This window comes from Halomonas aquatica, from assembly GCF_040196335.1.
In the GTDB taxonomy this organism is placed as follows: domain Bacteria; phylum Pseudomonadota; class Gammaproteobacteria; order Pseudomonadales; family Halomonadaceae; genus Halomonas; species Halomonas aquatica.
The window spans coordinates 296990-323146 of record NZ_JBEGCJ010000002.1 but is presented as its reverse complement, the minus strand read 5'-3'; the positions used below and the strand labels follow the sequence as shown (position 1 = coordinate 323146).

The following is a 26157-nucleotide window of genomic DNA, read 5'->3' as shown; positions in this document are numbered from 1 at the left end:
GGCGTTACTGGCTCACCAGCCTCGCTCGGCTGGTGCCGTTGCCCAGCGGCTCCACCTGGATCTGCACCGGGATGCGCTCGTGCATCTCCTGCACGTGGGAGATCACCCCCACCCGGCGGCCCAGCGCCTGCAGGCCGTCCAGTGCCTCCATGGCCAGCGCCAGGGACTGCGGGTCGAGGCTGCCGAAGCCCTCGTCGATGAACAGTGACTCGATGGTGAGCTCGCCGGACGCCATGGAGGCGAGCCCCAAGGCGAGGGCCAGGGAGACCAGGAATGTCTCGCCGCCGGAGAGGGAGTGCACCGAGCGGCGCTCGTCCCCCATGTCGTTATCCACCACCAGCAGTCCCAGCTCGCTGCCGCCGCGCACCAGTCGGTAGCGGCGGCTGAGGCCGGTGAGGTGGGCGTTGGCGTGCTCCAGCAACTGCTCCAGATTGTAGGCCTGGGCGATGCGCCGGAAGGCCTTGCCATCGGCGGAGCCGATCAGCTCACTGATCTGGCCCCAGCGGCGGAACTCGGTCTGGGCGGCATCCAGCTCTGCCTGTCCGGTCTTGCGGCGCTCGCGCCTGCGGTCGTCATCGCTCAGGGCGAAGGCGGCGCTGTCGCGGGCTCTCTGGGCCTCGTCCAGGCGGGGGGTCAGCTCGGCCCGGGCATCAACCAGGGTCTCCCCACGCCGGCGCAGCTCGTCGGCCACGGCATCACCCAGCAACGCCTCGTCGCTCTTCCCCTCGCCCGTCACGTCGGAGATTCCCTGGTCGCGGCGGTGGCGCAGCAGGGCGTCGCGCCGTTCGACCAGGGTGGCGGCGCCGCGCTGGCGAGCCTGGTCTGCTGACTCGATCCGTTGCTCCTCTTTTCGGGCGTTGTCCTCAGGCTGCTCCAGTAGCCGCGTCAGGATGGCATCACTCAGCTCGGGGTGCGCCCGGCGCCATTCGGCCAGCTCGCCGGCCAGGGTCTTCTGCTCCTTGTTCCGCTGTTCGAGCCGGGCGGCCTCATGCTCCGCTTTCTGGGCGAGCCTCTGGTGCTCTCGCTGGGCATCGTGGAGCCGCGCCAGGGCGCTGTCTCGCGCCTGGCGGGCGCTCTCCTGGCGCGTGTCGAGCTGCTGCTGCCAGGCGTCCGGTGAGGCGTACTCGCCGAGCAGGGCGGCCACCCGGCGGGCGAGCTCTTCTCGGTTGTCTCGCAGGGGCGGAAGGCGTTCGTCGAGGTCGCGGATCTCCCGGGTGATCTCGTCGTGGCGTGCCTCGAGGCGAGCCAGCGACACGCGGCCTTCCTGCAACGCCTGCTCCAGCGGGGCCAGCTCGGCCTCGGCCCGGGCCAGTTCATCCAGGCGTTGCCGCTGTTCCCGACGCGCCGTGTCGCTGGAGGTTCGCTGGGTCTGAAGCCAGCTTTCCTTTTCCGGGGCAGTAATGGCGGCGAGCTCTTCCTGCAGGGGGTGCACCTCCAGGGCCTCGCGGGCGTTATCCCGTTGCCGCTCGGCCTCTTCCAGGTCCTGCCGGTGACGGGTGAGGGCAGCCTCCACGGCGCGATACTCGCCCAGCAGTTCATCGCGCTGCTGCAGGGCCGCGTCACGACCCTGCTGGGCCTCGCCGAGCTGGTGCCTTTCTTCCTCCTCCTGGGCGGCGAGCTGGGCGGCCTCGGGAGTGGTGGGGGGCTGCTGGCGCCAGGGGTGGTCGAGGCCGCCGCATACCGGGCAGGGCTCGCCTTCCCGGAGGGCCTCACGCAGCCGCTCCACGCTCTCGCTGCGCACGGCGCGGCTGCGCTCGATCAGCGCGGAGACGCTATCGAGGTGGGCCTGGGCCCTGTCCAGGCGCTGGCGTGCGGTCTGCCCCTCGGCAAGCAGCCTATCCCGGCCGGCCTGGTCGTCGGTGACCTGGCGGGCCAGTCGGTGCCGGGCCTGTTCGGCGCGGCCGAGTTCCTGCCAGTGGCTTGCCAGCTCGTTCAGGGCCAGGTGGCGATGGGCAGCCTGGTCGTGGTCTCGCTGGGCGGCCTGGCGAGCGTCCTCGAGGCGTGAGTGAGCGCCAACCAACCGCTCGAGGGTCGACTTCCAGTCGTCGCGTTGCCTTTCTCGGGCTTGTTGGGCCTCACTGGCCTCGTGTCGCTCGCGGGCGAGGGCGTCGGTCTGGGTCTGCTGCCGGGTGCGGGTGGCCTTCAGGTCGACGAGCTGCTTCTCCAGGGTGGCGAGGCGCTGGGTCTCGTCGCGGGCCTCGCGCAGGGCGGGCTCGGCCTGTCGGCGTGCATCACCGGTGGCGCTCAGCGCCTGCTCGGCCTGGTCCCTGGCGGTATCGGCCGCCTGCTGCTCGGCGCTGGCGGCCTCCCGTGCCTTCATGGTCTCGGCGTGGGTCTCCTCCAGGGTCGCTATCTCGCCGGGCAGTTCGGCCTGGCGGGTGAGGGCGTGGCGCCGCGGGGTAATCAGCCGGCGCCACTCACGGTCCGTCCTCAGGTGACCGAGCGCTTGCCACTCATCCTCGGCCGCCTGTTGCTGCGTCAGGCCCTGGCGATAGGCGGCGTTCAGGCGGGCATCGTCATCGTGCCAGCGCTGCTGGGCGTTGAGCGACTCTGCCTGGGCCTGCAGGTGAGTGAGTGCTTGCTGGGTGGCCTCGGCGTCCCGTTCCAGCTCGAGGCGGGCCTCGGGTTCGGCGGGCAGGTCGTCGGAGAGCTTCGCCTCCAGGGCGTCCACGACCTTCTTCGCCTCGCTGGCGCGGCGGTAAGCGGCCATGGATATCCAGGAGTACTCGGCGGTGCCGGTGAGGCGCTCGAGCAGGTCGCTTCGTTCGTTGTCGTCGGCCTGGAGGAAGGCGGAAAACTCGCTCTGGGCCAGCAGCACGGCGCGGGTGAACTGGTCGAAGGTGAGTCCGAGGCGTTCCGGCAGCAGGCGGTCGAACTCGCGCTTCTGGGTGGTGAGCAGGCGGTCGTCGTCGAGGTCACGAAGCGACTGTTCGGCCTTCTGCAGCTTGCCACCGACCTTCTCCCTGGCGCGGCGCACCGACCAGCGGGCGCGGTAGCGCCGCCCGTCACGGCCCAGGAAGTCCACCTCGGCGAAGCCGGCGGCGGTGCCGCGGCGCAGCAGGGTGCGCGGGTCATTGGTGGTCAGTGACGAGTCCGCGGTGTCGTCGATCTGGCTGTCGCGGTTGGGCGCCTGACGCAGCCGCGGGGTGCTGCCGTAGAGTGCCAGGCACAGGGCATCGAGCAGGGTGCTCTTGCCGGCCCCGGTGGGGCCGGTGATGGCGAAGAGCCCGGCATCGCGCAGCGGTGCCTCGGTGAAGTCGAGCTCGAGCGGACCGGGCAGGGAGGCGAGGTTCTCCAGGCGTAGGGCGAGGATCTTCATGGGTGGGCTTCCCCGGCATGGGTATCCTCGTCATCCAGCACGTCCTGGCGCAGCCGGTCGAAGTCGGCGAGCACATCGTCGCCCGGTGGCTGGCCCCAGCGGCCCTCCCAGGTGCGCTCGAAGAGCTTGCGCGGCCCCAGGGTCTCCAGGTCGACCCGCGCCGCGGCCTCCTCGTCCTCGACCCGAGGCAGGCGCCGTTCCAGTCGCAGCAGGCGCAACGCCTTGCCGGCCAGCGCCGCCTCCACCCGGGCGCGCAGGTCGGGAACCGGGGCGTCGAGTTCGACGCGCACCTCCAGCCAGGGCCAGCGTTCCCGAGGTAGGGCGGGATCGTCGTCCAGCGCCTCGAGCCTGGCCAGCACCTCATCGAGGGGAGCGGGGCCGGTGCGCTGCATGGCCACGGGGCGAGGCACGGGGATGGCCTCCGTATTCGCCAGCGTTTCGCCATCGATCGCGACCTCCACCACCTGGTGGGCGTAGTCGACCTCGCTGAAGTCCAGCGGCAGGGGGCTGCCGCTGTAGCGGATGCGCGCCTCGCCGACCTGCTGGGCGCGATGAAGGTGGCCGAGCGCCACGTAGGCGATCTCCGGCGGGAAGAGGGCGGCGGAGATCGATTCCTCGCCGCCGATCACGATGGGCCGCTCGCTGGCCTCGGAAACGGCCGCGCCATGCAGGTGGGCGTGACTCATGGCCACCAGAGCCTGGCCGGGCTCGCGTCGGCGGCGAGCCGCGGCGACCAGCTGCTCATGGACGCGGCTGATGCCGGTGACATAGTCGTTGGCCTCCTCATCATCCTCGATGGCGATGGCGTTTCCGGTGACCTCGGCGGGGCGCAGGAAGGGCAGCGCCAGGCACCAGGCGCGGGTCTCGCCATCCTGGTCGGTGAGCGGCACCAGCAGGCGCTCGGCGTCGAGTTCGCCGTCGTCCAGCCAGCGGACTCGGCCCAGGGCGTGGGTGCGCAGCCGGCGCATCAACGGCGCCGGCAGTTCGATGCGGTTGCCGCTGTCGTGGTTGCCGGCGATCAGCACGATATCGAGGCTGGGTAGCCGCTCGTGGGCAGAGACGATGAAGTCATAGAGCAGCGTCTGGGCCTGCAGCGAGGGATTGACCACGTCGAAGAGGTCGCCGGCCACCAGCAGGGCGTCGGCCTGGCGCTCCACCAGAATGTCGAGCAGCCAGGCGAGGAAGGCGCGGTGCTCGGCGTGGCGCTCCTGGCCATGAAAGCTCTGGCCCAGGTGCCAGTCGGCGGTATGGATCAGTGTCAGCATTAGGTCCCCGGTGGTCCGTCACTCGGCAAAAACCCTAGTCTAACCCGAGCGACGCCGACGAATCAGGGAGCCTCGATGCCCATTTCCCCCCTGCACGACTGGGACCTCGCCCCGATGGATGCCATCTCCCTGCAGAAGCGCCTGGCCGGGCGGGTGAGCTATACTGCCGCTCCTTTCTTTCGCTACGTTCCCTGCCCGAGGCGTCCATGACTGTATCCCCCGATCCCCTCGCCGCCGCCCGTGCCTGGGTGGAGACCTTCGTGGTCGCCCGCGACGTCTGTCCCTTTGCCGGCCGTGAGGTGTCCCGCGGCAGCGTCCGCTACGTGGCGGTGTCGGCCAGCGACCGCGAGGCGGCATTGCTTTCGCTGTTCGACGAGTGTCGCCATCTGGAGGCGACGCCCGAGGTGGAGACCACCCTGCTGGTGCTCACCGAGGGGCTCGAGGCGTTCGATGACTACCTGGATCTGCTTGAGATCGCCGAGGCACTGCTGGCGGATCAGGGCTACGAGGGTACCTTCCAGCTGGCGAGCTTCCATCCAGACTACGTCTTCGCGGACGCCGAGCCGGAGGATCCCGCCAATTTCACCAACCGTTCGCCCTGGCCGATGTGGCATCTGCTGCGAGAAGCGGGGCTGGAGCGGGCCTTGTCCCACCACCCGGACCCTGAGGGCATCCCCGCGCGCAACATCGACGCGATGCGCGAGCTGGGTCACGCCACCCTGGCCCATGAACTCGCCGAACTAAAGGGCTCCGCCTAGACGAAGGGCTCCTGGACAAGGGCTCCGCCTAGACGATATCCAGGTGCGGCTTGCGGCTAGGTGCCGGGAAGGCGGCGTCGAGCCGGGCGAGGCTCTCTTCATCCAGCTGGACCTCAAGGGCGGCGGCGTTCTGCTCAACGTGCTCGAGGCCGGTGGCCTTGGGGATGGCGATCACGTCACGAGTGGCGACTCCGTCCCGGCCCTTCACGGGTCGGATCGCCCAGGCCAGCATCAGCTGGGGGGGCGTGATGCTCAGGTCCGCGGCGATCTGCTGCACCTCGGGGTGGCCGAGCAGGTCGTGGCGCAGGCCGCCGGCCTGGGCCAGGGGGCAGTAGGCCATGGTGGGGATGCCATGCTCGCGCTGCCAGGGCAGCAGCGAATGCTCGATGCCCCGCGAGCCCAGGTGATAGAGCACCTGGTTGACCGCGCAGGCAGAGCCCCCGGGCAGGGCATGCAGCGTAGCCATCTCGTCCACATCGAAGTTGGAGACCCCGAAGCGGCGGATCTTGCCCGCTTCGCGCAGCCGCTCGAAGGCCTCCAGGGTCTCTTCCTGAGGGATGCTACCGGGCCAGTGCAGGAGGTAGAGATCAAGGTGGTCGGTGCGAAGGCGTTTGAGGCTCGCCTCGCAGGCGGCGATGGCGCTTTTTCGCCCGGCGTTCCAGGGGTAGATCTTGGAGACGAGGAAGGCGCGGTCGCGTCGACCCACCAGTGCCTCGCCCACCACCTCCTCGGCGCCGCCGTCGCCGTACATCTCCGCGGTATCGATCAGCGACAGGCCGAGGTCCAGGCCATGCTGCAGGGCGCGCACTTCATCACCACGCGGCGCCAGCCCCTCACCCATGTACCAGGTTCCCTGGCCGATGGAGGGCAGGTCCTGGGCGGCTTCCCGGTCATTTGCGGGAAGTCGCACGGTGGCTGGCGTCGGCATGGCATATCTCTCGTTCTGTTTTCTAGAAATAATTTTCATTCATTCTGTTCGCTGTCCTTCTTAGATGCAATCCACCTTGTGCCACAAGGGCAACCGCTCCATGGTGTATGGTGTGGATATTATAGTTCACCCAGACAACGATAAGGAGTTGACATGAGCATCAAGAAATCCGGTAGCGCCGTCTGGCAGGGCGGTCTCAAGGACGGAAAGGGAACGGTGTCCACCCAGAGCGGCGTGGTCCAGGATGCTCCCTACAGCTTTGCCAAGCGCTTCGAGGACGAAGTGGGTTCCAATCCCGAGGAACTGATCGGTGCCGCCCACGCCAGCTGCTACTCCATGGCCCTGTCGATGATCCTTGGTGAGGCGGGCCTGACGGCCGACCGCATCGCCACCGAGGCGAAGGTTGCCCTGGAACAGGTCGACGGCGGGTTCGCCATCACCTCGATCCACCTCGATACCGTGGCGACGATCCCGGGTGCCGATGATGCGGCCTTCCAGGATGCCGCCAACAAGGCCAAGGAGGGTTGCCCCGTCTCCAAGCTGTTCAACGCCGAGATCAGCCTTTCGGCGAAGCTGGAAGGTTGATGCCCGCTGCACGGGATCAGGTGCAGAACGCCAGGCACAGAAAGCCAAGTGAAACAACCAGTGATAGCCAGCGGAGCTAGCGACGAATGAGCAGTCGCTGGACCCTGGTCGCAAGACGGCCATCCCGGTTCACCGGGATGGCCGTCGTCCTTTGGGCGTTGAAGATCATCACCTGCTCGGGGAGGGAGTCCTGTTACAGACAGGTTTCCATAATGGTATAGTCCCCTGGCATGCGCGCAGTTGGCACGGTTTTTGCTTGATATAAGCATGCGAGAAATCCGTCATTGGCGCCGCAGCGCGGCCAAGGCGGATAACAGATGCTCGAGTTTGCCCCTGCACACGCGTTTCTCATCCTGACAAGGCACCGGCGCACTATTTCGGTGTTTCAATGCTCGCCGCTCTTGTCGTTTTCTGGCGGAGTGGCTAGCCCTTTGGCCGAATTCTGGCTATGAAAGTGCATCACCGAGCATGGGGAGTGCATGCATATGGATGTATCGCTACTGGATATGCTGTGGGTGCTCTGGGGGGCGCTGCTGGTCTTTATCATGCAGGCAGGCTTCCTGTGTCTCGAGTCGGGTGTCACTCGCGGCAAGAACGCCATCAACGTGGCGATGAAGAACCTTGCCGATTTTACCGTGACCGTGGCCGCCTTCTGGCTGCTTGGCTTCGGCCTGATGTTTGGCGACAGCATCGCCGGGCTGGTCGGCGGTTCGCAGTTCCTGCCGCGGCTGGCGGTCGGGGAAGATGCCTGGCTTGCCTGTTTCTTCCTGTTCCAGGCGATGTTCTGCGCCACCGCCACCACCATCGTCTCCGGTGCGGTGGCAGAGCGCATGCCGTTTCTTACCTACTTGCTGATCACGTTATTGGTCGGCGTACTCGTTTACCCAGTGTTCGGCCATTGGGCCTGGGCCAGCGCGTTTGGCGAGAACCCCGGCTGGCTCGAAGCGCGTGGCTTTGTTGACTTCGCCGGTTCGACGGTGGTTCACAGCCTGGGCGGTTGGGTGGCGCTGTTCGCCGTGTTGCGGATCGGGCCGCGCCAGGGGCGCTTCGTCTATGGCCAGCCGTTCAAGCCGGTCCCTGCCAACAATCTACCGCTGGCGATGCTCGGTGTTTTGCTGCTGTTTCTCGGTTGGTTCGGCTTCAATGGCGGTAGCACCCTGACGCTAGACTCGCGGGTTCCCGGTGTTCTGGTGAATACCTTGATGGGCGGAGTGGGCGGTGTGCTGTCGGGCATGCTGGCAGGGTGGCGGTTGCGCGGCTATGCCGAGGTGGCCTACGTCATGAACGGTGCCATCGCCGGTTTGGTGTCGATCACCGCTGGCGCTGATGCGCTGACAGCCGGGCAGTCGCTGTTGATCGGTTCCGTCGGCGGTGTATTGATGGTCATCAGCAGCGAGTTACTGCTGCGCTGGCGTATCGACGACGCCGTGGGGGCAATTCCTGCCCATCTGGTGGCTGGAATCTGGGGCACTCTGGCGGTCGGCCTGCTGGGCGATCTCGAGTTGCTGGGTACCGGCCTGTCACGCTGGCAGCAGGTCGAGGCGCAGCTCCTGGGAATCGCCGCCTGCGCTCTGTGGGGCGGCGGCATGGCCTGGCTGCTGCTGACGCTGACCGGACGGCTGATGGCGTTGCGGGTATCGCTCGAGGCGGAAGAAATGGGGCTTAACGTCGCCGAGCACGGTGCTCGCAACGAGCTCTTCGAGCTGCTGGGAGCGATGCGCCGACATGAACGCAACGGCAACGTGCAAGGTCGCGTCGCCGCCGACCCGTTCACCGACGTGGGCGAGATTGCGGCCAGCTACAATCGCGTCTTGGAGGCGCTGGAAAAAGCGATGGCGCGAACCCAGGTACTGGTGCACAACCTGCGTGACGGGCTGGTGACATGGCGCGCCGACGGTACCCTGACCAGCCTGAATCTTGGTGCGGAGAAGCTATTCGGGGTCAGTTCCGATGACATCGTTGGCCAACCGCTCGAACAGCTGATTGATGGTAAGCCGCCGAAACCTGGCGAGTGGCGTGAGCTCAGCGTCAACGACCCCGTGCGGGGAGCTCGTTACCTGGAGTTGCAGTTCAGCGAGGGGGCGGCAGACTCGGAATCCGAGTTCGCGGCACTGGTGCGCGACGTCACCGAGCGTCGGAGCTTCCAGGAGGAGCTGCATCGTGAGCGCGACCTTGCCCAGGTCACGCTGGCCTCGATAGGTGATGGGGTGATTACCACCGACGAAGGGGGGCTGATCACCTTCATCAATCACGAAGCCCAGCGCCTGACCGGCTGGGACCACCAGGAGGCCCTCGGCCAGCCGATCGGCAAGGTGTACCAATTGGTCGACGAGCTGACCGGCGAGGCGGTCGCCAACCCGGCGCGCAGTGTTCTCAGCGGCAGCAAGGCTGTCGCCGCATCGGTCTCGCACATGCTGCTGGTGCGAAATGGCGATCCCTGCCCGGTGCAGGACTCTGCGGCCCCCATCCGCGCCCGCAATGGCTACATCATCGGTGCCGTACTGGTCTCCCACGACGTCTCGGTGACCCGCGATCTATCGCGCGAACTCAATCATCAAGCCAATCACGATGCGCTCACCGGGATGGCCAACCGACGCTGTTTCGAGTCGGCGTTGAGTGAACTGGTCGAACGCGAAGACGGCCAGCACGTACTTTGCTATCTCGATCTTGATCAGTTCAAGGTGGTCAATGATACCTGCGGACATATGGCCGGCGACGAATTGCTGCGTCAGGTCGGCACACTGCTGCGCGGGCATCTGCGAACGTCGGATATGGTCGCCCGGCTGGGTGGCGACGAGTTTGGCATCGTCTACTACGATTGCCCGCTGGAAAAGGCTCAGGCGCTTGCCGAAAGCCTGCGCGAGGCGATCGATGACTTCCGCTTCGCCTGGGAGGGCAGGACCTTCTCGATCGGTGTGAGCATCGGCCTGGTCGGCATCTCGGACGCATTTACACTTAGCGATGTGCTGAGTGCCGCCGATGCCGCGTGCTATGCGGCCAAGGAGGCGGGGCGCAATCGTATTCATGTCTATCAGGCGGACGACAGCTTGCTGATGGAGCGTCATGGCGAGCTGCAATGGGTGCCGCGGCTGCAGGCGGCGCTTGACGAGGATCGGCTGCGCTTGTTCGCCCAGTCGATCGTCGCTGTTGGCCGCCCGGGCGAGTTGTGTCATCACGAGATACTGGTGCGCATTCAGGAAGGCGATCGGCTGATCACTCCTGGCACCTTCATGCCTGCTGCCGAGCGCTACAATCTGATGCCGCGGATTGATCGTTGGGTGGTCAGCAATGTGCTGGCGTGGTTGTCCGACAGCCACCACAGCCATGAAGACCGTGGTTTCTGGGCCGTCAATCTGTCCGGGGCGTCGCTGTCCGATGAGCGCTTCTGCGAGGAATTGGTCGAGCGAGTCGCCACGGCGGCGCTACCGGCGGGTACGCTGTGCTTCGAGATCACCGAGAGTACGGCTATCGCCCAACTTTCGCGGGCCACCGAGCTTATCAAACGGCTGAAGGGGCTGGGCTGCAAGTTTGCGCTCGACGACTTCGGCGCGGGGCTGTCGTCGTTCGGCTATCTCAAGCAGTTGCCGGTGGATTTTCTCAAGATCGATGGGTGCTTCATACGCGACATCGACAGCGATCCCATCGACCGGGTGATGGTCGAGTCGATCAATACCGTTGGCCACACCCTGGGCCTGGAGACCATCGCCGAATTCGTCGAGAGCGAGGCGATCATGAGCCAACTCGAGCGGTTGGGGGTGGATTACGCCCAGGGTTACCTATTCGACCGACCCTTCCCTCTTGAGGCGCTGGGCGAGGTGAAGTTGATGCCCCGCTAGGGCGATGAGGTGCCTTGGCGGGCGGCATCCACCAGGGCACGAATCAGGCGCTGCTGGGGGCGGTTGAAGATCAACCACTCGGGGTGCCACTGCACGCCGATCAGGAAGTCGTGATCGCGGGACTCGATTCCCTGCACCAGGCCGTCGCGATCCCGGGCGACGATCTCGATGCCTTTCCCCGTCTTCTGAACGGCCTGGTGATGCAGGCTGTTGATGCGACACCAGGTGACCTTGAGGATGCTATAGAGCTGGCTGTCGGCGACGATGTCCACGGTCTTGCGTGGCAACACGGTGCGTCGGCGCTTGAGCCCTTCATGGGTGGTGTAGATGTCCGGATCCAGGGTGCCGCCCTGGTAGATGTTGATCAGCTGGGCCCCCCGGCATATCCCCAGCACCGGCTTGCCCAGCGGGATGAAATACTCCAGCAGTTCCAGTTCCAGTTCGTCGCGCTGGGGATCCACGCGCACGTCCAGGCGTACCTCGTCGTCGTAGAGGTGGGCCTGGATGTCGTCGCCGCCACCGATGATCAGGCCATCCAGATGCTCGGGGAAGGCGCGCGAGGGCGACAGTCGACGAGGCCGGCCGCCATGGCGCCAGACGGCGAACCAGTCGAACCACCAGGCGATCCGGCTCTTGGCATCGGACGTGGTGATGCCGATCAGCGGGCGTGGCTTGCGGCTCATCGGTCAGACACCCAGCGGCGCAGGCGGCTCAGCAGCCGGCGAGGTGCCGAGGGCCGGTGGCGGGCGAGGTACTGGGCGCTGCGTTCGGCCAGGGTCTCCGGGGTGGAGGCCAGTCGCTCGACCTCGAGCCAGCGATTCCACTCCGTCACGGCACCCCAGCCAGGCTCGGAGAGCTGGGCATTGGGCAGTCGGTAATGGAAGGTCGGCCGAGCCTTGACCAGGCGGTTATGGAAGAGCTCATGGGGAAAGTCGGGCTTGAGGTGGGCGAACAGCGGCAGCATGTCCAGCTCGCGATTGCGTGTCGGATTGTCTTCCAGATAGTCGCCGATCAGGGTCTCCAGGTCCGGGGCATAGCCCGGGTCCAGCACCTTGATGGCATAGGCCCTGGGGAAGGGGTTGGCGTGGGGCAGCACCTCCCGGGTGATGTCCACATGGATCTGCTCGCGCAGCCAGGCGGCATTCAGCAGGTAGGCGCGCAGATAGGCCAGCAGGCTCTCGACCTCAAGGCTCGGGGCCTCGGGGTTGAGATGCAGGCCGAAGCCATAGAGCAGGCTGGCGTCGGTGCCTTTGGCCCCGTGGCGGCGCAGGGCCTCGAAGAGGGCATCGAGTTCCTCCAGTTCGTCCCAGGGCACCGGGGGGCAGACGATCTCGGTGGGCACCAGGCCCGTCACCATGTCGCCGATCAGCTCTCGGGTCCGGGCGTGGAAGTCCTGACGCATGCGCTCCCACTCGCTGTCGATGGCGGCCTCAGCATCCACCATATCCTTGTCGGGATGGGCGTACTGGGTGTCCAGCTCGATGCCGAAGTCTCCCCAGCGGGCCCCGGTGACCTTGAGGCGGTGGGGGCTCAGTACCACGAGCTGGCCGCCGAACAGCTCCTGCACCAGTTCGGCTGTCTTGCGGGGAGGCAGGCCGGCGAACTCGATCTCGACCCCGATATGGCGCGTCTCGCCCTTGGCATTACGGGGTTCGGGTGGCGGTTGCGGCGTCATGACGGCATCCTGTAGGGCATGTTGTCGGCAGCCTAACATACTGCCTCGAGAATCACGGATGCGGCCCGCGCCGCATTGATGCACTAGGGAGAGGTAATGTTGCCTGTGGCGAACCGGATGTTCGTTGTCTTTCGTGGCCTGCTGGTCTGGCTGCTGCTGTCGGTGCTGCTGCTCCCGGCGGTGTCGTCGGCCCAGACCGTGCTGCCACTGGCCGGCCTGACCCCCAGTGGCGAGAAGTCGGTGCCTCACGACCCCGAGGCCTTCCAGGCATCGCTGGACGAGGTGATCTCCACCCTCGAGAATGCCGAGCAGCGCCAGGCGCTGCTCGAGACCCTTCGCCAGCTTCAGCAGGTCCATGATCCGGCCGCCGAGGAGGCCGGGTTCACCCGTCCACAGGGGCTGCTCGGTGCCCTGGCGGAGACCATCGCACAGATCGGTGAGCAGGCCGATTCCGGCCAGTCACCGTTGGACGAGTGGCAGCGCCAGCTGCAGCAGGGCTGGAGCGATCTGGTCGACCTGGTGGTCCGGACCGGCAATGCCGAGATGCTGCAATTCGTCATCGAATTCGCCGTGCTGCTGGCGATCTGGGCGGGATTGCTGGTGATCCTGATTGCCCTGGGGCGGCAGTTGGCCAAGCGTCGAGGATGGCCGCTGGACCTGCCTCGTGAGCCCTGGGGCTGGCTGCTTATGGTGCACTTCCTGCGCCGGATGCTGCCCTGGGCCCTGGCCTTCCTGCTGGTGCTGGGCATCGCCCAGCTGGTGCCTTTGAGCAGCGGGCGTACTGCCACCCTGGTGATCGCCTATGTGGCACTGTGCGGTCGCACCTTGGCGGTGGTCGTGGAGACGGTGATCTCTTTCTTCACCAGCGGCCACCGCTTCACGGCCGTGCAGATCCTGCAGCAGCAGGGCCTTCGCACCCTGTTCATCATCGGGGCCCTGATCGCGCTGGGTGATGCCTTCAACTCCGCGCGGCTCTCGGGCATCATCGGCACCGATCTGGCGAGCCTCATGTCGATGCTGTCCAACATGCTGGCGGCGATGATCAGCGGGCGCTTCATCATCCGTTTCAAGCGTCCCATCAAGCACCTGATCCGCAATCGCCCCTATGCCCTGCGCCGTGTGAAAGGCAGCACCTCCGAGGTGGTCCGGTTGGTCGGCGGGCTGTGGCACGTGCCGGCCATGCTGCTGGTGGGCGGCTCCCTGCTGGCCATCTTCGTCACCGTCGGCGATGTGGGCACGGCGCTGGCCCGCTCGATCATCTCGGCGTCGCTGCTGGTGCTGACCCTGGTCATAACCGGCCTGATCCGCCGCCACGGGCAGCGCCGCGACAAGCTCGGCCGGATGAGCGACTATCGCCGCCGCCTGGAACGCTTCGGTTACGCCCTGTCCCATGTGCTCGCCTGGATCGCCTTCGCCGAACTCTCGTTGCAGGTATGGGGCGCCTCCCTGATCGGCATCGGCCAGCATGGGGTGGCCAGCGTTCGCATCGGGCAGGCTCTGCTGGCCATCGGCTTCACCGTGCTGCTGGCCTGGCTGATCTGGATCTTCGCCGATACCGCCATCCAGCACGCGCTGACCAGCCCGGCCCGTGCCCGGGGGCGGCGCGTCAACCTGGCCCGGGCCCAGACGATCACGCCGATGATCCGCAACATCATCTTCGCCACCATCGTGATCATCGCCACCATCGTCGGTCTGGCGAACATCGGGGTGAACGTCACGCCGCTGCTGGCCGGTGCCGGGGTGATCGGCCTGGCCATCGGTTTCGGCGCCCAGACCCTGGTGCAGGACCTGATCACCGGCATCTTCATCCTCATCGAGGATTCCCTGGCGGTGGACGACTTCGTCAAGATCAACGGCCACATAGGCACCGTCGAGGGGCTGACCCTGCGCACCGTGCGGCTGCGCGACCTGGACGCCATCGTGCACATCATCACCTTCAGCCGCATCGAGTCCATCCACAACATGTCTCGCCAGTTCGGTATCGCGCTGATGAGGATCCGCATCCCCTTCGACATGAAGATCGATGACGCGACCACGCTGATCCAGGAGACGGCTCTGGAGCTGCGCCAGGATGCAATGATGCGACATCACATCTGGTCACCGCTGGAGATGCAGGGCATCGACAGCTTCGAGGACGGCTGTGCCATCCTGCGGATGCGCTTTCGCACCGCTCCGGAGATGCAGTGGGATGTGGCACGCGCCTTCAACCTGCTGCTCAAGCAGCGCATGGAAGTCCAGTCCATGGACCTCGGCATGCCTCGGCTCAGTGTCTTCATGGAGGGGCAGGGCGGCGGTCGCCTGGACGGCACCGGCGAGGGAGCCGAGGACCGCGATGCCAGCGGTCGCCGACCCGGCGAGGCGGGAGCCGCCGACCCGGGTGGGGACACCAGCGCCCGGGGCGCCGCCCCGGACCCCGGGTAGCCGCCCGTGGCGACCCATCAGGTCACGGTCGAACGCCGGGACAGCCTGCATCTCAAGGTCTCCCGCGTGCTGCGCGAAGAGAGCTCCCACCGGCTGGATGTCTATCTGTTCGTGCCGTCCGAGATCGGCCTCAATGCCCACGTGCTGTCGGAGGATGCGTTCTATCACGGCGCCATCCATGTCAAGCGCACCTATTACAGCGACCGCCACCGCCTGCCACTGGTGATGAGCCGCCTGGCGGGCAAGCGGCTCGATACCGACCAGTACCGCCTGGGGCTGAGCCTCTATGCCTACCAGTACGTTGTGGCCCTGGAGCGCTCAACTCAGGCGCTGCTCGATCAGGCGCGGCTGGCGCGCAAGGCCGAGAAACGGGGCACTGAAAAGGTCGAGAAACCGGAGCAGGCCCCCGGGGCGGGCAAGCCGGAGGACGCGAAGGAGGAGACCGGCCGGCTGCGCGACCAGCTCGAGGAGACTCTCGACCTGGCTCGAGGCATCCTGCGCCGCCTGCGCCGTCAGGAGCCGACCGACGAGAGCCTGCACCGCTATTACGCCAATATCGACAACTACCTGTCCTGGTTCACTGAGCAGCAGCTGCTGGCGCTGATCGCCCATCTGCCGCGGGGCAACGACTACCGGCAGATCCGCACGCGACTGCTGGGGGTCTGCCATGACGAGGACGAGCACCGCCGGGCTCGACATTACAACTCCGAGCGGGTAACCCGGGATCCCACTCGGATGTCCAACAAGATGCGCCTGCTGCGTCGGCTGATCGAATATCCCGTGACCCTCAAGCAGCGCAACCAGGAGCTGGGCGGAGGTGAGGAGAAGGCGGTCAAGGGACTGGCCACGGCGGTGGTGATGGTCTTCGTCACGCTGGGGCTGCTGGAGGCCCGCGCGGTGCTGGGGGACATCACTGCGCTCTTCGTGCTGAGCCTGGCGGTGCTCTATGCGCTGCGCGAGGTATTCAAGGACGATCTGCGCATCACCCTGTGGCGCTGGCTGCGGCGGGGGCGCCCGAAGTGGCGTCGCCAGTACCTGGATGCCCACAGCAATGCCGTGTTGGGGCGACAGCTGGAGTGGTTCGACTACCAGCGTTATTCCGGCCTCGACGAGGATATCCGCCGGGTACGCAAGCGCAACATGGCCCAGCGCGAGGAGATAGTGCTGCACTATCGGTCGAGTTCGCGGATGTCGCCGACCCGCTTCCTCAGTGGCTATGACCGCACCCGCGAGACGCTGACCCTGAATCTGTCCCCGCTGGCGCGATTGATGGACAAGGGGGACCATCATGTCTATCGGCTCGAGGAAAAGGGGCAGGTGGTGCGCGAGCCGGTGGAGAAGCGTCACCTGATCAATCTGGTGATCCGCGAGGTGGAGGGAGACGGGACGCCGTTGCTGCAGCGTTGGAAGATCGTCATGAGCCGCTCGAAGATCGTCGATGTGGAGCTGGTGCACGAGGAGGAGACCGACTGAGACGGGCCTGCCGCTCGGCTCAGTCGAGAGGTGGGCGGGCTGATTCTTACGGGCTAAGTCTTGCGGGTCCGGTCGTTGAGGTCCAGGTTCTCGGGACCGAAGGAATCCGGCAGCAGTGCCTCCATGTCGTAGTCGCGCAGCAGTTGGCCATGGGCGTCGACCACGCGGATGCGCGTCGTGGCGGTGGCGAACTCGCGGATGCGCTGGCGGCAGTCGCCGCAGGGCGTGCAGAGGTGCTCGCCCGGGCCGATCACGTAGACCTCGCGCAGTTCCCGCTCGCCGGCGCTGGCCATGGCGGCGATGGCCGAGGCCTCGGCGCAGAGCCCCTTGTAATGGGCCACCTCGACGTTGGCGCCGCTGTAGCGGGTGCCGCTCTCGCTGATCACCATCGCGCCGACCGGATGATGCGAGTAGGGGGCATAGGCGTTGTCGCGGGCTGCGATCAACTCCGCCACGATGACCTTGTCGAGGGCCGGGTCGGGGGTGTGGTCGTTGGTCTGTGTCATCGACTCATCTCCCGGCTCTCGTCATCCCGCAGCACGCTGTCCAGGGCGATCACCATCATCTCGTCGAAGGTGCTCTGTCGGTCGCTGCTGGAGAGGGAATCCCCCTTCAGGATGTGGTCCGACACCGTGCAGATGGTGGCGGCCCGGGCGCCGAACTCCGCGGCCACCCCATAGAGACCGGCGGCTTCCATCTCCACGCCGACGATGCCGTAACGCTTGAGCAGCTCGGCCGTCTCTTGGCGCGGATCGTAGAAGAGGTCAGCCGAGAAGAGGTTGCCTACCTTCACCGGCACGCCCAGAGCCGCGGCGGCGTCCACCGCATGGCGGGTCAGCTCGAAATCGGCGGTGGCAGCGAAGTCCATGCCGGCGAACCGCGTCCGGTTGACGCCGGAGTCGGTGCAGGCGCCCAGGCCGATCACCACGTCACGCACCCCCACGTCGTCGCGCACCGCACCGCATGAGCCAACGCGGATCAGCCGCTCGACACCATACTCGGTGATCAGCTCCTTGGCATAGATGGACACCGACGGAATGCCCATGCCGTGGCCCATCACCGAGATCGGCCGGCCACGGTAGCGGCCGGTGTAGCCGGACATGCTGCGCACCGTGTTCACCTGGCGGACCTCGTCGAGGAAGGTCTCGGCGATGTAGGTGGCGCGCAGCGGGTCGCCGGGCATCAGCACGGTATCGGCGAAGTCGCCGTGCTCGGCGTTGATATGGGGCGTTGCCATCAGTGGTCTCCTGTCTCGGCGGGGCGTAGGAAGCTCATGCCGTCGTCCATGGGTGGCAGGCCGAGGTGGACCGCCAGGCTCTGGCCGATATCGGCGAAGGTAGTTCGCGCACCCAGCGAGCCGGCGGAGAGCCTGCCTCCCAGGGCCAGCACCGGGATCTGCTCGCGGGTGTGGTCGGTGCCGGCCCAGGTGGGGTCGCAGCCGTGGTCGGCGGTGAGGATCAGCAGGTCGTCGTCGCGAAGTCTGGCGAGCACTTCCGGCAGGCGGGCGTCGAAGTGTTCCAGCGCGGCCGCATAGCCCGGCACGTCCCGTCGGTGGCCATGGACCATGTCGAAGTCGACGAAGTTGGTCATGATCAGGCGGCGACCGCCGGCATCCATCATGGCCGACAGCGTGGCGTCCATCAGGGCGTCATGGCCGCTCGCCTTGACCGTGCGCGAGATGCCGCAGTGGGCATAGATGTCGGCGATCTTGCCGATGGCCACCACCGTGCCGCCGTCGTCATGCAGCCGTTGCAGCACCGTGGGGGCTGGCGGCTCGACGCTGTAGTCGCGGCGATTGGCGGTGCGGGCGAAGGTCGTCGCGTTCTTTCCGGCCCCTTTCTCACCAACCCCTTTCTCACCAACCCCTTTCTCACCAACAAAGGGACGTGCGATCACCCGACCGATGTTGTAGGGCTCGAGCAGCCGCCTGGCGATCTCGCAGACTTGGTAGAGACGCTCCAGGCCGAAGGTCTCCTCGTGGGCGGCGATCTGGAACACCGAATCCGCCGAGGTGTAGACGATGGGCTTGCCGCTCTCGACATGCGCCTCGCCGAGCCGCGCGATGATCTCGGTGCCCGAAGCGTGGCAGTTGCCGATCACGCCGGGCAGCCCGGCCTCCTGCACCAGGGCGTCGAGGAGTGCGTCGGGGAAGCTCTGCTCCCGTTCCGGGAAATAGCCCCAGTCGAAGCGCACCGGCACGCCGGCGATCTCCCAGTGGCCGGACGGGGTGTCCTTGCCGGAGGAGAGCTCCCGGGCATGGCCGTAGGCGCCGACCACCTCGGCCGGCACCTCGACGCCCTCGGCCCAGTCGCCGGTGCTCTCGCGGTGGGCATGGAAGAGCCCGAGTCGGGCCAGGTTCGGCAGCGCCAGCGGGCCCCGACGGCCCGGGCCGTCAGGGCCCGCTGGCATGTCGGCCTCCCCGCGGGCGCAGGCGGCGGCGATGTGACCCAGGGTATCGGCCCCGGCATCGCCGAAGCGCTCGGCGTCCGGGGTCGCCCCGATGCCGAAGGAGTCGAGGACCAGCACGATGGCGCGGCTCATGGGACCTCCCGACGGATCACGTCGTGAATCAGTGGTGAGAATGCGGCGGGCTCGTCGCCCACCCGAATGGCCGCGCGCAGTCGGCGCTCGGCCCGGTCGGCGTCGGCCTCGCTCGCGGCATGCACGAGCGCCAGGGGGCGCTCACCGTCGACGGTCTCGTCAAGCGATGCGATCCGCGATAGCCCGACGGCGGGGTCGATAGCCGTGCCCGGGGAACGGCGCCCTCCGCCGAGGGCCACCACGGCCAGGCCCAGCTCGCGTGTGTCCATGGCCTGCACCCGCCCGGGGCGTTCGGCATGCACGGCGCGCACGACCGAAGCCTCCGGCAGGTGGTCGGCGGGGCGCTCGAGCAGGTCGGCCGGGCCGCCAAGCCCCGCCACCATGCGGGAGAAGCGCTCGGCGGCCGCCCCCGAGGCCAGCGTCTCGTCGAGGCGTGCGAGGGCGGCATCGCGAGTCCCGGCAAGCCTGCCGGCCACCAGCAGCTCGGCGGCCAGGCCCCGGGTCACCTCGAGCAGCCGACCGTGGCCCTTCTCGCCGGTCAGCAGGTGGATCGCCTCGTGCACCTCGAGGGCATTGCCGGCGCAGGGGGCCAGGGGCTGGCTCATGTCGGTGACCATGGCCGTGGTCGGGGTGCCGGCGCGGCTCGCCACCTCGGCGATCGTTTCCGCCAGTTCCCGGGACGCCTCTGCCGTGGGCATGAAGGCGCCATTGCCGGTCTTGACGTCCATCACCAGGGCATCGAGACCGCAGGCGAGCTTCTTGCCCAGTATCGAGCTGACGATCAGCGGCAGCGACTCCACCGTGGCGGTGACATCTCGCACCGCATAGAGGCGACGGTCGGCCGGGGCCAGGTCCGCGGTCTGGCCGATGATCGCCACGCCTACCTCACGGACCAGGCGGCGAAAGGTGGCGGTATCTGGGCTCACCGAATAGCCGGGGATCGCCTCCAGCTTGTCCAGGGTGCCGCCGGTGTGGCCGAGGCCCCGCCCGGAGACCATCGGGACATGGCCGCCGCAGGCGGCGACCCAGGGCCCTAGCACCAGCGAGACCAGGTCGCCGACGCCGCCGGTGGAATGCTTGTCGAGCACCGGCCCCGGGAGGTCGAGGCCTGACCAGTCGAGCACCTCGCCGGAGTCGCGTATGGCTTCTGTCAGCGCCACGGTCTCGTCGGCGTCCATCCCCTTGAGGAACACGGCCATGGCGAGCGCCCCCACCTGGGCATCGGACAGGCTGCCGTCACTGATGCCGGCGACCAGCTCATTGATCGCCTCGCGGCCGAGCGCTCGCCCGTCGCGCTTCGCCCGGATCAGCTCCTGGGGTAGCGACGGAGAGGGGAGGGCAGGCTCACGCATCAGTAGCCTCCGGTCTTCCCGGCGCCGCCGATGTCGACCTGAAGGGTCTCGAGCAGGTTGTCGAGCAGCCCCGAGGCGCCGAAACGGAAGTGGGCCGGGGTGACCCATGTCACGCCCATCAGGCGTTCGGCGAGTTGCAGGTAGGCCAGGGCGTCCTCGACGGTGCGCACGCCCCCCGCCGCCTTGAAGCCGGCGTCGCGGCCGCTGGCACGGATCACGGTCAACATGATCTCGGCGGCTTCCAGGGTCGCATTGACCGCCACCTTGCCGGTGGAGGTCTTGAGGAAGTCGGCGCCGCCCTCGAGGGCCAGTTCGCTGGCCCGGCGAATCAGCGCCGGGTCCTTCAGCTCGCCGGTTTCCAGGATGACCTTTAGCACGGCGTCTCCGGCGGCCTGGTGGCAGGCGGCGACCAGTTCGCGACCGGTCTCCTCGTCGCCGGCCAGCAGGGCGCGCCATGGGAAGACCACGTCAACCTCGTCGGCGCCTGCGGCCGCGGCGCTGCGGGTCGCCCGGGCGGCGGCCATGATGTCGTCACCGCCCTGTGGGAAGTTGGTGACCGTTGCTACCTTGACGATGCCCTCGAGGCCATGGGCCTTCAAGGCGCGTCGTGCGGTGACCACGAAGTCCGGGTAGACGCAGACGGCCGCCGGTGTACCGGCGGGTGTCTTCGCCCGCTGGCAGAGGGCCTCTGTGGTGGCGTCGGTGTCGTCGTCGTTGAGGCTGGTGAGGTCCATCAGCGCCAGGGCCTGGCGTGCGGCCTGTTGCAGTTCGGTCATGGGGTGGACTCCGGTGAAAGCGTGTGGCGAGGCGGCCGACCTCCCGCCGAGCGGGAGGTCGGCGTCGGCGTCATGACGAGGCCAGGGCCAGGAAGAAGCCGGCGAGAGAGGCCGACATCAGGTTCGAGAGCGTGCCGGCCAGTACCGCCTTGAGGCCGAAGCGCGCGATCTCGTGGCGGCGGCTGGGTGCGATGCTGCCCAGACCCCCGAGCAGGATGGCGATGGAGGAGAGGTTGGCGAAACCGCACAGGGCAAAGGAGAGGATCGCCATGGTGTGCGGTGTCATCATCTGTCCGGTGGAGGCCACCAGCTGTTCGCCATCGAGGTACGGTGCCAGGTTGATGTAGGCCACGAACTCGTTGACCACCAGCTTCTGGCCGATGAAGGAGCCGGCGAGTGTCGCCTCCTCCCAGGGTACGCCGAGCAGGAAGGCCAGTGGCGAGAAGAGCCAGCCGAGGATCATTTCCAGGCTCAGCGACTCCATGCCGAACCACCCGCCGATGCCGCCGAGCATGCCGTTGATCAGGGCGATCAGGCCGATGAAGGCGAGCAGCATGGCGCCCACGTTGGCGGCGAGCTTGAGGCCCGAGGTGGCCCCGGCGGCGGCGGCATCCAGCACGTTGCTCGGGTGGTCTTCCGCCTCATCGAGGCGCTCTTCCGCTTCCGCGACGCTGTCCTCGGGTTCCTGGGTCTCGGGCATGATCAGCTTGGCGAACAGCAGCCCGCCGGGTGCCGCCATGAAGGAGGCCGCCACCAGATATTCCATGGGGATGCCCAGCGCGGCGTAGCCGGCAAGCACGGAGCCTGCCACCGAGGCCAGGCCGCCGCACATCACCGCGAAGAGCTGTGACGGGGTCATGTGGGCGATGAAGGGCCTCACCACCAGCGGCGCCTCGGTCTGTCCGACGAAGATGTTGGCGGTGGCCGATAGCGACTCGGTGCGCGAGGTGCCCAGTGCCTTCTGGAGGGCCCCGCCGAGCAGGCGGATCACCCACTGCATGATGCCCAGGTAGTAGAGCACGGCGATCAGCGAGGAGAAGAAGATGATGACCGGCAGTACCTTGATGGCAAACACGAAGCCGACGGCCTCCGCGTCGGCCAGGCCGCCGAACAGGAAGTCGATGCCGTCGTTGGCATACAGGACCACCTGGCTGACGCCGTCGGAGATGGTCTGCAGCACCGTCTGGCCGACGGGTACATAGAGCACGAAGGCGCCGATACCGGCCTGGATGGCGAAGGCACCCAGCACGGTGCGGAGTCGAATGGCGCGGCGGTCATGGGAGAACAGGAGGGCGATGGCGATCAGCGTCACCATGCCGACCAGGCTCATGAAGAGGGTCATGGTTACCTACCTGATGGGGCTGGCCTGGGGGTGCAGGCATCCGGGTGAATGTGAAGCGTGAATGTGAAGCGAAGGCGCGAAGTGAAAACTATCACATTCAGTGTTATTTTTTTAACATTTATCGGTCATCGTGCGCCGTAACCGAGGCGCTGGAATCGATCCGTCAGGAGAGTCGCAGGACATGAATGAACGCAGTGCCCTACGCCTGGCCCGACTGAGTGACGCCCTGTCCCGCGGCGGGAGCCTGCGCCTGCATGATGCCGCGGAGCTGTGTGGTGTCTCGGCGATGACCATCCGCCGGGACCTGGCCGGTTCCGAGAGCGGGCTGCAACTGATGGGGGGCCACCTGGTGCGCGGCGACGACCCCCGCTACGCACCGGTCTACGACCTGGCCGCCCAGCAGGATCGCCATGCCGAGGCCAAGCGCCGGCTATGCGAGGTGGCGGCCGCCCGCATCGAGCCCGGTGACACCCTGTTCATCGACTGTGGCACGACCCTCATGCCGCTCGCCGTCGGTCTCCCGCATCACCAGTCCCTCACCGTGGTGACCTATGCCCTCAATGTGGCCGATGCGGTGAGCGTCATCCCGGGGGTGCGCCTGATCCTGCTGGGCGGGGTCTATCATGGCTCGTCGCGTTCCTTCGCCGACGAGGAGGTGGGCGTGGCCGTCCGGCGCCTGGGCATCAACAAGGCCTTCCTCTCCGCCGCGGGTGTGCACGAACGCAAGGGCCTGACCTGCTTCCACTTTCACGAGGTGGCCCCCAAGCAGGCGGCCATCGCCACCGCGGCCCGGCGCCTGCTGGTGGTGGATGAGAGCAAGCTGGGCGCCATCCGCCCGGTGCGTTTCGCCGGGCTCGATGAGATCGACGAGATCATCACCAACGGAGGGGGTGGCGGAGAGGGCGTTGACACCGGGATGCCGGGAGCAGTGGAAGACCGACACGATGCTGGCCGCTGAAGCCCTTATGACGTCTGAAACCTGTCCGGTATCAAGGCAGGGCGCGGAATGGGTTGCTAACTTGAAAGGCGAAGGACAGCGAACAACGCGACTGCCTATCGTCTGGAGAACACGTCTCATGCAAGCCGCAGATGTCATGACCCCCAATGTGATAACCGTTACCCCTGACAGTGACGTCAGCGAGATCGCCAGCCTGCTGCTGGAACACGGCATCAGCGCCGTACCCGTGGTCGATCCCGATGGCAAGGTCCTCGGCATCGTCAGCGAGGGAGACCTGATGGCCCGGATCGAGGACGATTCCGGCCAGCGCAAGTCCTGGTGGCTGAAGCTCTTCAGCGGTGGCGGCAACCCTGTTGACTATGTGAAGACCCACGGCCGCAAGGCTAGCGAGATCATGACCGGGAACCCCCTCACCATCGGCGAGGACGAGCCCCTTCATCGCATCGCCTCGCTGCTGGAGAAGCGCCGCATCAAGCGGGTGCCGGTGGTGCGCGACGGCAGACTGGTGGGCATCGTCAGCCGCTCCAACCTGCTGCGCGGCTTCTCGGTGAGCCGTCTTGAGGCCGGTGGCGGCGATGACCGGGAGATCCGCGATGCCATTCTCAAGGAGGTGGACGAGAACACCGGTGTGATGGCCGATCGTCTCAACGTCATCGTGGCCGATGGCAAGGTGCAGCTCTGGGGCCTGGTGGAAAACAAGGAGCAGAAACAGGCCGCGCAGGTCGCCGCGGAGAACGTCGCCGGCGTCAAGGAGATCGAGAATAACCTGGGCTTCCTGCCCCGGGGCGTAACCGGGATCTGAGCTTCTCGAACCGGTGGCGTCGATCTCGAGTGCAACGAACGACAGCGGGGCGGCCGAATGGCCGCCCCGCTGTCATTTGGCTCCTGGCGCCATGGCCGGTTATTCGGCGCTTTCCACCTGAGGCAGGGCCGACTCCAGGCTCTCCAGGGTGCGCTCCGGGTGATGGAGCTTGTCGAGGCCGAACAGGCCGATACGGAAGGAGCGGAAGGTCTCGCCCTCGTCGCACATCAGCGGCACGCCGGCGGCCACCTGGACACCGGCCTCGAGGAACTTGCCGACGATGCCCTCGTCCTCGGTGTAGCAGACCACCACGCCCGGCGCCTCGAAGCCCGGCGCCGCGACACTCTTGTAGCCGTGCTTGGCGAGCATTTCGCGTACCCGGCGACCCACCTCGCGCTGCTCTTCACATACCTTGTCGAAGCCGTATTCAGCGGTCTCTCGCATCACGTCGCGCAGCTGGCGCAGGCCCTCGGTGGGCAGGGTGGCGTGATAGGCGTGCCCCCCGGCCTCGTAGGCCTCCATGATGGACAGCCACTTCTTCAGGTCGCAGGCGAAACTGCTGCTGGTGGTTTCCTCGATGATCTCCCGGGCCTGGCGAGAGAGCATGACCATGCCGCAGCAGGGGCTGGCACTCCAGCCCTTCTGCGGGGCGCTGACCAGCACGTCGACGCCGATGTCCTGCATGTCGATCCACAGGGTGCCGGAAGCGATGCAGTCGACCACGAAGAGCCCACCCTCCTCGTGAATGGCATCGGCGACCTTCTGCAGGTAGTCGTCCGGCAGCAGCATGCCCGAGGAGGTCTCGACGTGGGGCGCGAAGACGATATCCGGCTGCTGCTGGTGGATCGCCTCGACCACTTCCTCGATGGGGGGTGGGGCGAAGGGGGAGGTCGGATCGTCCTCGTTCAGCCGGCGGGCCTTGAGCACGTTGACGTCGGATGGGATCTTGCCCATCTCGAGTATCTGGCTCCAGCGGTAGCTGAACCAGCCGTTGCGGATCACCAGGCAGCGACGGTCCTTGGCGAACTGGCGTGCCACGGCCTCCATGCCGAAGGTACCGCTGCCGGGGACGATCACCGTCGAATGGGCGCGGTAGACCTCCTTCAGCGTGGCGGATACGTCTCGCATCACGCCCTGGAAGCTCTTGGACATGTGGTTCAGTGCGCGATCGGTGTAGACCACCGAGTACTCGAGCATTCCATCGGGGTCGACATCGGGTAGCAGTCCGGCCATTGCGGTCTCCCTGTTGTGGTGCGGGCCATTGCGTATGGACCAGAGCATATTCGCAATCCGGCGCTCAGGCCAGCCGATAGGGGCCTGGTGGCGTGCGTCGGCGGCCTGAGCAGGAGGCCTACGATCCTGTGGCGGGAGTTGGGCGTTTCAGACGGCAGGCTCGCTCAACCGCCAGGCTCCGTCCTCGATGGGCAGGAAGGCGCTGATGGCCGCCGAAGCCACGACGTGGGTAGTGTCGTTGTCCGGGTCATGCACGTTCAGCCCGCCGTGCACCACCTTGACCTCCGGTCGTCCGCGGGGCAGCTCAGCCGCCACCGCCTCGGCGTCGACTCGATCCGGATCCTGTACGCCGATGGTGACCTGCACGCGCATTTCCCGATTGTCATAGCCCAGCGACTTGAACATCACGATGGATGAGTGGTGCAGGGCATCCTGCACGGCGCGGCAGGCGGCCTTCGTGTAGTCCTCGCCGTAGAGGTCGTTGCCAGTCCCCATTTCCAGGATGATGCGTCGTTCAGTCATGGTGTCGTTCCATGTCGAAGGAGACGATGACTGCGGCATTGGCAATCACGGTGGTGCCGCTTCCGTCGGGTTGGGTGACGTCCAGCCCGCCCTTGACCAGCCTGACCGAGGGCTGGCCGTACGGGAAGATACCCAGCAGGGCCGCCGGGTCGACGGCGGCGGGATCCTGAACCCCGATCTCGGCGTCGATCAGCATGGCCTCCTTGGGAAAACCGAAGGCATCGGCGACATTGAGCGAGTGGTGCCACAGGGCATCGCGGATCGCCCTTGCCGCGGCCTCGGTATAGTCACGGCTGCGGATCGACGTGCCCATGCCGAACTGGGTCACCATGCGGGTCTTGTCCATGTGCATCTCCTCTGTGTCGGCGCGT

General features: G+C 66.9%; 22 protein-coding genes. 8 read left to right on the top strand and 14 right to left on the bottom strand.

Features of this window, described 5'->3' with window-relative positions; genetic code table 11:
* Nucleotides 1–4: 4 nt before the first annotated feature.
* Together ABE960_RS04640 and ABE960_RS04635 are read right to left on the bottom strand one after the other, a co-directional pair.
* Nucleotides 5–3319, bottom strand: coding sequence for an AAA family ATPase (locus ABE960_RS04640; RefSeq protein ID WP_349761071.1), 3315 nt, complete (start codon nucleotides 3317–3319; stop codon nucleotides 5–7).
* On the bottom strand, nucleotides 3316–4584 hold the full coding sequence (locus tag ABE960_RS04635; RefSeq protein WP_349761070.1) for an exonuclease SbcCD subunit D: 1269 nt from the start codon (nucleotides 4582–4584) through the stop codon (nucleotides 3316–3318). Before ABE960_RS04635 ends, ABE960_RS04640 begins: the two co-directional genes overlap by 4 nt.
* 75 nt (nucleotides 4585–4659) lie before the next feature.
* Between ABE960_RS04635 and ABE960_RS04630 the strand changes: the two genes are divergently transcribed.
* Together ABE960_RS04630 and ABE960_RS04625 are read left to right on the top strand one after the other, a co-directional pair.
* Nucleotides 4660–4794, top strand: a complete 135-nt coding sequence (locus ABE960_RS04630; RefSeq protein WP_349761069.1) for a hypothetical protein — start codon at nucleotides 4660–4662, stop codon at nucleotides 4792–4794.
* Entirely contained in the window at nucleotides 4791–5342 is a 552-nt protein-coding gene (locus ABE960_RS04625; protein ID WP_349761068.1) for a DUF1415 domain-containing protein, read from the top strand. The genes ABE960_RS04630 and ABE960_RS04625 overlap by 4 nt, the downstream gene beginning before the upstream one ends.
* 28 nt (nucleotides 5343–5370) lie before the next feature.
* Here the strand turns inward: ABE960_RS04625 and ABE960_RS04620 are convergent, their stop codons facing one another.
* Nucleotides 5371–6270, bottom strand: a complete 900-nt coding sequence (locus ABE960_RS04620; RefSeq protein WP_349761067.1) for an aldo/keto reductase — start codon at nucleotides 6268–6270, stop codon at nucleotides 5371–5373.
* 153 nt (nucleotides 6271–6423) lie between these two features.
* Here ABE960_RS04620 and ABE960_RS04615 point away from each other — a divergent pair, with 153 nt between their 5' ends.
* Together ABE960_RS04615 and amt are read left to right on the top strand one after the other, a co-directional pair.
* Complete coding sequence (locus tag ABE960_RS04615) at nucleotides 6424–6855, top strand: OsmC family protein (RefSeq protein WP_349761066.1); 432 nt, start codon at nucleotides 6424–6426, stop codon at nucleotides 6853–6855.
* A 485-nt stretch (nucleotides 6856–7340) separates the two neighbouring features.
* On the top strand, nucleotides 7341–10691 hold the full coding sequence (gene amt / locus ABE960_RS04610; protein WP_349761065.1) for an ammonium transporter: 3351 nt from the start codon (nucleotides 7341–7343) through the stop codon (nucleotides 10689–10691).
* On the opposite strand, the gene ABE960_RS04605 is transcribed toward amt, so the two are convergent.
* Together ABE960_RS04605 and ABE960_RS04600 are read right to left on the bottom strand one after the other, a co-directional pair.
* The gene (locus ABE960_RS04605) at nucleotides 10688–11374 is read right to left on the bottom strand and encodes a gamma-glutamyl-gamma-aminobutyrate hydrolase family protein (RefSeq protein ID WP_349761064.1); all 687 of its coding nucleotides are present in this window, start codon (nucleotides 11372–11374) and stop codon (nucleotides 10688–10690) included. The genes amt and ABE960_RS04605 overlap by 4 nt on opposite strands.
* Nucleotides 11371–12366, bottom strand: a complete 996-nt coding sequence (locus ABE960_RS04600; RefSeq protein WP_349761063.1) for an amidoligase family protein — start codon at nucleotides 12364–12366, stop codon at nucleotides 11371–11373. The genes ABE960_RS04605 and ABE960_RS04600 overlap by 4 nt, the downstream gene beginning before the upstream one ends.
* A 117-nt stretch (nucleotides 12367–12483) precedes the next feature.
* Here ABE960_RS04600 and ABE960_RS04595 point away from each other — a divergent pair, with 117 nt between their 5' ends.
* Together ABE960_RS04595 and ABE960_RS04590 are read left to right on the top strand one after the other, a co-directional pair.
* A complete protein-coding gene (locus tag ABE960_RS04595; RefSeq protein WP_349761062.1) occupies nucleotides 12484–14787 on the top strand; it encodes a mechanosensitive ion channel family protein in 2304 nt (767 codons plus the stop codon).
* Between the two features lie 6 nt (nucleotides 14788–14793).
* Nucleotides 14794–16260, top strand: coding sequence for a hypothetical protein (locus ABE960_RS04590; protein ID WP_349761061.1), 1467 nt, complete (start codon nucleotides 14794–14796; stop codon nucleotides 16258–16260).
* 53 nt (nucleotides 16261–16313) lie between these two features.
* On the opposite strand, the gene cdd is transcribed toward ABE960_RS04590, so the two are convergent.
* The 6 genes from cdd to ABE960_RS04560 form a co-directional block, all read right to left on the bottom strand.
* Entirely contained in the window at nucleotides 16314–16766 is a 453-nt protein-coding gene (gene cdd, locus ABE960_RS04585; RefSeq protein ID WP_349761060.1) for a cytidine deaminase, read from the bottom strand.
* Nucleotides 16763–17497: a purine-nucleoside phosphorylase gene (gene deoD, locus ABE960_RS04580; RefSeq protein ID WP_349761059.1), complete on the bottom strand. Its 735-nt coding sequence runs from the start codon at nucleotides 17495–17497 to the stop codon at nucleotides 16763–16765. Before deoD ends, cdd begins: the two co-directional genes overlap by 4 nt.
* Complete coding sequence (locus tag ABE960_RS04575; protein WP_349761058.1) at nucleotides 17497–18801, bottom strand: phosphopentomutase; 1305 nt, start codon at nucleotides 18799–18801, stop codon at nucleotides 17497–17499. Before ABE960_RS04575 ends, deoD begins: the two co-directional genes overlap by 1 nt.
* Nucleotides 18798–20153, bottom strand: coding sequence for a thymidine phosphorylase (gene deoA, locus ABE960_RS04570; RefSeq protein ID WP_349761057.1), 1356 nt, complete (start codon nucleotides 20151–20153; stop codon nucleotides 18798–18800). Before deoA ends, ABE960_RS04575 begins: the two co-directional genes overlap by 4 nt.
* A complete protein-coding gene (gene deoC / locus ABE960_RS04565) occupies nucleotides 20153–20929 on the bottom strand; it encodes a deoxyribose-phosphate aldolase (protein ID WP_349761056.1) in 777 nt (258 codons plus the stop codon). The genes deoA and deoC overlap by 1 nt, the downstream gene beginning before the upstream one ends.
* Before the next feature lie 70 nt (nucleotides 20930–20999).
* A complete protein-coding gene (locus ABE960_RS04560) occupies nucleotides 21000–22271 on the bottom strand; it encodes a NupC/NupG family nucleoside CNT transporter (RefSeq protein WP_349761055.1) in 1272 nt (423 codons plus the stop codon).
* 181 nt (nucleotides 22272–22452) lie between these two features.
* On the opposite strand from ABE960_RS04560, the gene ABE960_RS04555 reads away from it, so the two are divergent.
* Both ABE960_RS04555 and ABE960_RS04550 read left to right on the top strand, forming a co-directional pair.
* Nucleotides 22453–23229: a DeoR/GlpR family DNA-binding transcription regulator gene (locus tag ABE960_RS04555; protein WP_349761054.1), complete on the top strand. Its 777-nt coding sequence runs from the start codon at nucleotides 22453–22455 to the stop codon at nucleotides 23227–23229.
* Between the two features lie 118 nt (nucleotides 23230–23347).
* Entirely contained in the window at nucleotides 23348–24031 is a 684-nt protein-coding gene (locus tag ABE960_RS04550) for a CBS domain-containing protein (protein WP_349761053.1), read from the top strand.
* A 99-nt stretch (nucleotides 24032–24130) separates the two neighbouring features.
* Here the strand turns inward: ABE960_RS04550 and ABE960_RS04545 are convergent, their stop codons facing one another.
* The 3 genes from ABE960_RS04545 to ABE960_RS04535 form a co-directional block, all read right to left on the bottom strand.
* Entirely contained in the window at nucleotides 24131–25264 is a 1134-nt protein-coding gene (locus ABE960_RS04545) for an aminotransferase class V-fold PLP-dependent enzyme (RefSeq protein ID WP_349761052.1), read from the bottom strand.
* A 147-nt stretch (nucleotides 25265–25411) separates the two neighbouring features.
* On the bottom strand, nucleotides 25412–25786 hold the full coding sequence (locus ABE960_RS04540) for a Lin0512 family protein (protein ID WP_349761051.1): 375 nt from the start codon (nucleotides 25784–25786) through the stop codon (nucleotides 25412–25414).
* Nucleotides 25779–26132, bottom strand: coding sequence for a Lin0512 family protein (locus ABE960_RS04535; protein WP_349761050.1), 354 nt, complete (start codon nucleotides 26130–26132; stop codon nucleotides 25779–25781). Before ABE960_RS04535 ends, ABE960_RS04540 begins: the two co-directional genes overlap by 8 nt.
* Nucleotides 26133–26157: the final 25 nt, after the last annotated feature.

Excerpts from the sequence above, each read along its gene's own strand:
- ABE960_RS04540 (WP_349761051.1), bottom strand. The coding sequence starts at position 25,786 with ATGACTGAACGACGCATCATCCTGGAAATGGGGACTGGCAACGACCTC.
- cdd (WP_349761060.1), bottom strand. The coding sequence starts at position 16,766 with ATGACACAGACCAACGACCACACCCCCGACCCGGCCCTCGACAAGGTC.
- ABE960_RS04635 (WP_349761070.1), bottom strand. The coding sequence starts at position 4,584 with ATGCTGACACTGATCCATACCGCCGACTGGCACCTGGGCCAGAGCTTT.
- deoA (WP_349761057.1), bottom strand. The coding sequence starts at position 20,153 with ATGCGTGAGCCTGCCCTCCCCTCTCCGTCGCTACCCCAGGAGCTGATC.
- ABE960_RS04605 (WP_349761064.1), bottom strand. The coding sequence starts at position 11,374 with ATGAGCCGCAAGCCACGCCCGCTGATCGGCATCACCACGTCCGATGCC.
- ABE960_RS04640 (WP_349761071.1), bottom strand. The coding sequence starts at position 3,319 with ATGAAGATCCTCGCCCTACGCCTGGAGAACCTCGCCTCCCTGCCCGGT.
- ABE960_RS04600 (WP_349761063.1), bottom strand. The coding sequence starts at position 12,366 with ATGACGCCGCAACCGCCACCCGAACCCCGTAATGCCAAGGGCGAGACG.
- deoD (WP_349761059.1), bottom strand. The coding sequence starts at position 17,497 with ATGGCAACGCCCCATATCAACGCCGAGCACGGCGACTTCGCCGATACC.
- amt (WP_349761065.1), top strand. The coding sequence starts at position 7,341 with ATGGATGTATCGCTACTGGATATGCTGTGGGTGCTCTGGGGGGCGCTG.
- ABE960_RS04560 (WP_349761055.1), bottom strand. The coding sequence starts at position 22,271 with ATGACCCTCTTCATGAGCCTGGTCGGCATGGTGACGCTGATCGCCATC.
- ABE960_RS04555 (WP_349761054.1), top strand. The coding sequence starts at position 22,453 with ATGAATGAACGCAGTGCCCTACGCCTGGCCCGACTGAGTGACGCCCTG.
- ABE960_RS04615 (WP_349761066.1), top strand. The coding sequence starts at position 6,424 with ATGAGCATCAAGAAATCCGGTAGCGCCGTCTGGCAGGGCGGTCTCAAG.
- ABE960_RS04595 (WP_349761062.1), top strand. The coding sequence starts at position 12,484 with ATGTTCGTTGTCTTTCGTGGCCTGCTGGTCTGGCTGCTGCTGTCGGTG.
- ABE960_RS04550 (WP_349761053.1), top strand. The coding sequence starts at position 23,348 with ATGCAAGCCGCAGATGTCATGACCCCCAATGTGATAACCGTTACCCCT.
- ABE960_RS04545 (WP_349761052.1), bottom strand. The coding sequence starts at position 25,264 with ATGGCCGGACTGCTACCCGATGTCGACCCCGATGGAATGCTCGAGTAC.
- ABE960_RS04575 (WP_349761058.1), bottom strand. The coding sequence starts at position 18,801 with ATGAGCCGCGCCATCGTGCTGGTCCTCGACTCCTTCGGCATCGGGGCG.
- ABE960_RS04620 (WP_349761067.1), bottom strand. The coding sequence starts at position 6,270 with ATGCCGACGCCAGCCACCGTGCGACTTCCCGCAAATGACCGGGAAGCC.
- ABE960_RS04625 (WP_349761068.1), top strand. The coding sequence starts at position 4,791 with ATGACTGTATCCCCCGATCCCCTCGCCGCCGCCCGTGCCTGGGTGGAG.
- deoC (WP_349761056.1), bottom strand. The coding sequence starts at position 20,929 with ATGACCGAACTGCAACAGGCCGCACGCCAGGCCCTGGCGCTGATGGAC.
- ABE960_RS04535 (WP_349761050.1), bottom strand. The coding sequence starts at position 26,132 with ATGGACAAGACCCGCATGGTGACCCAGTTCGGCATGGGCACGTCGATC.
- ABE960_RS04630 (WP_349761069.1), top strand. The coding sequence starts at position 4,660 with ATGCCCATTTCCCCCCTGCACGACTGGGACCTCGCCCCGATGGATGCC.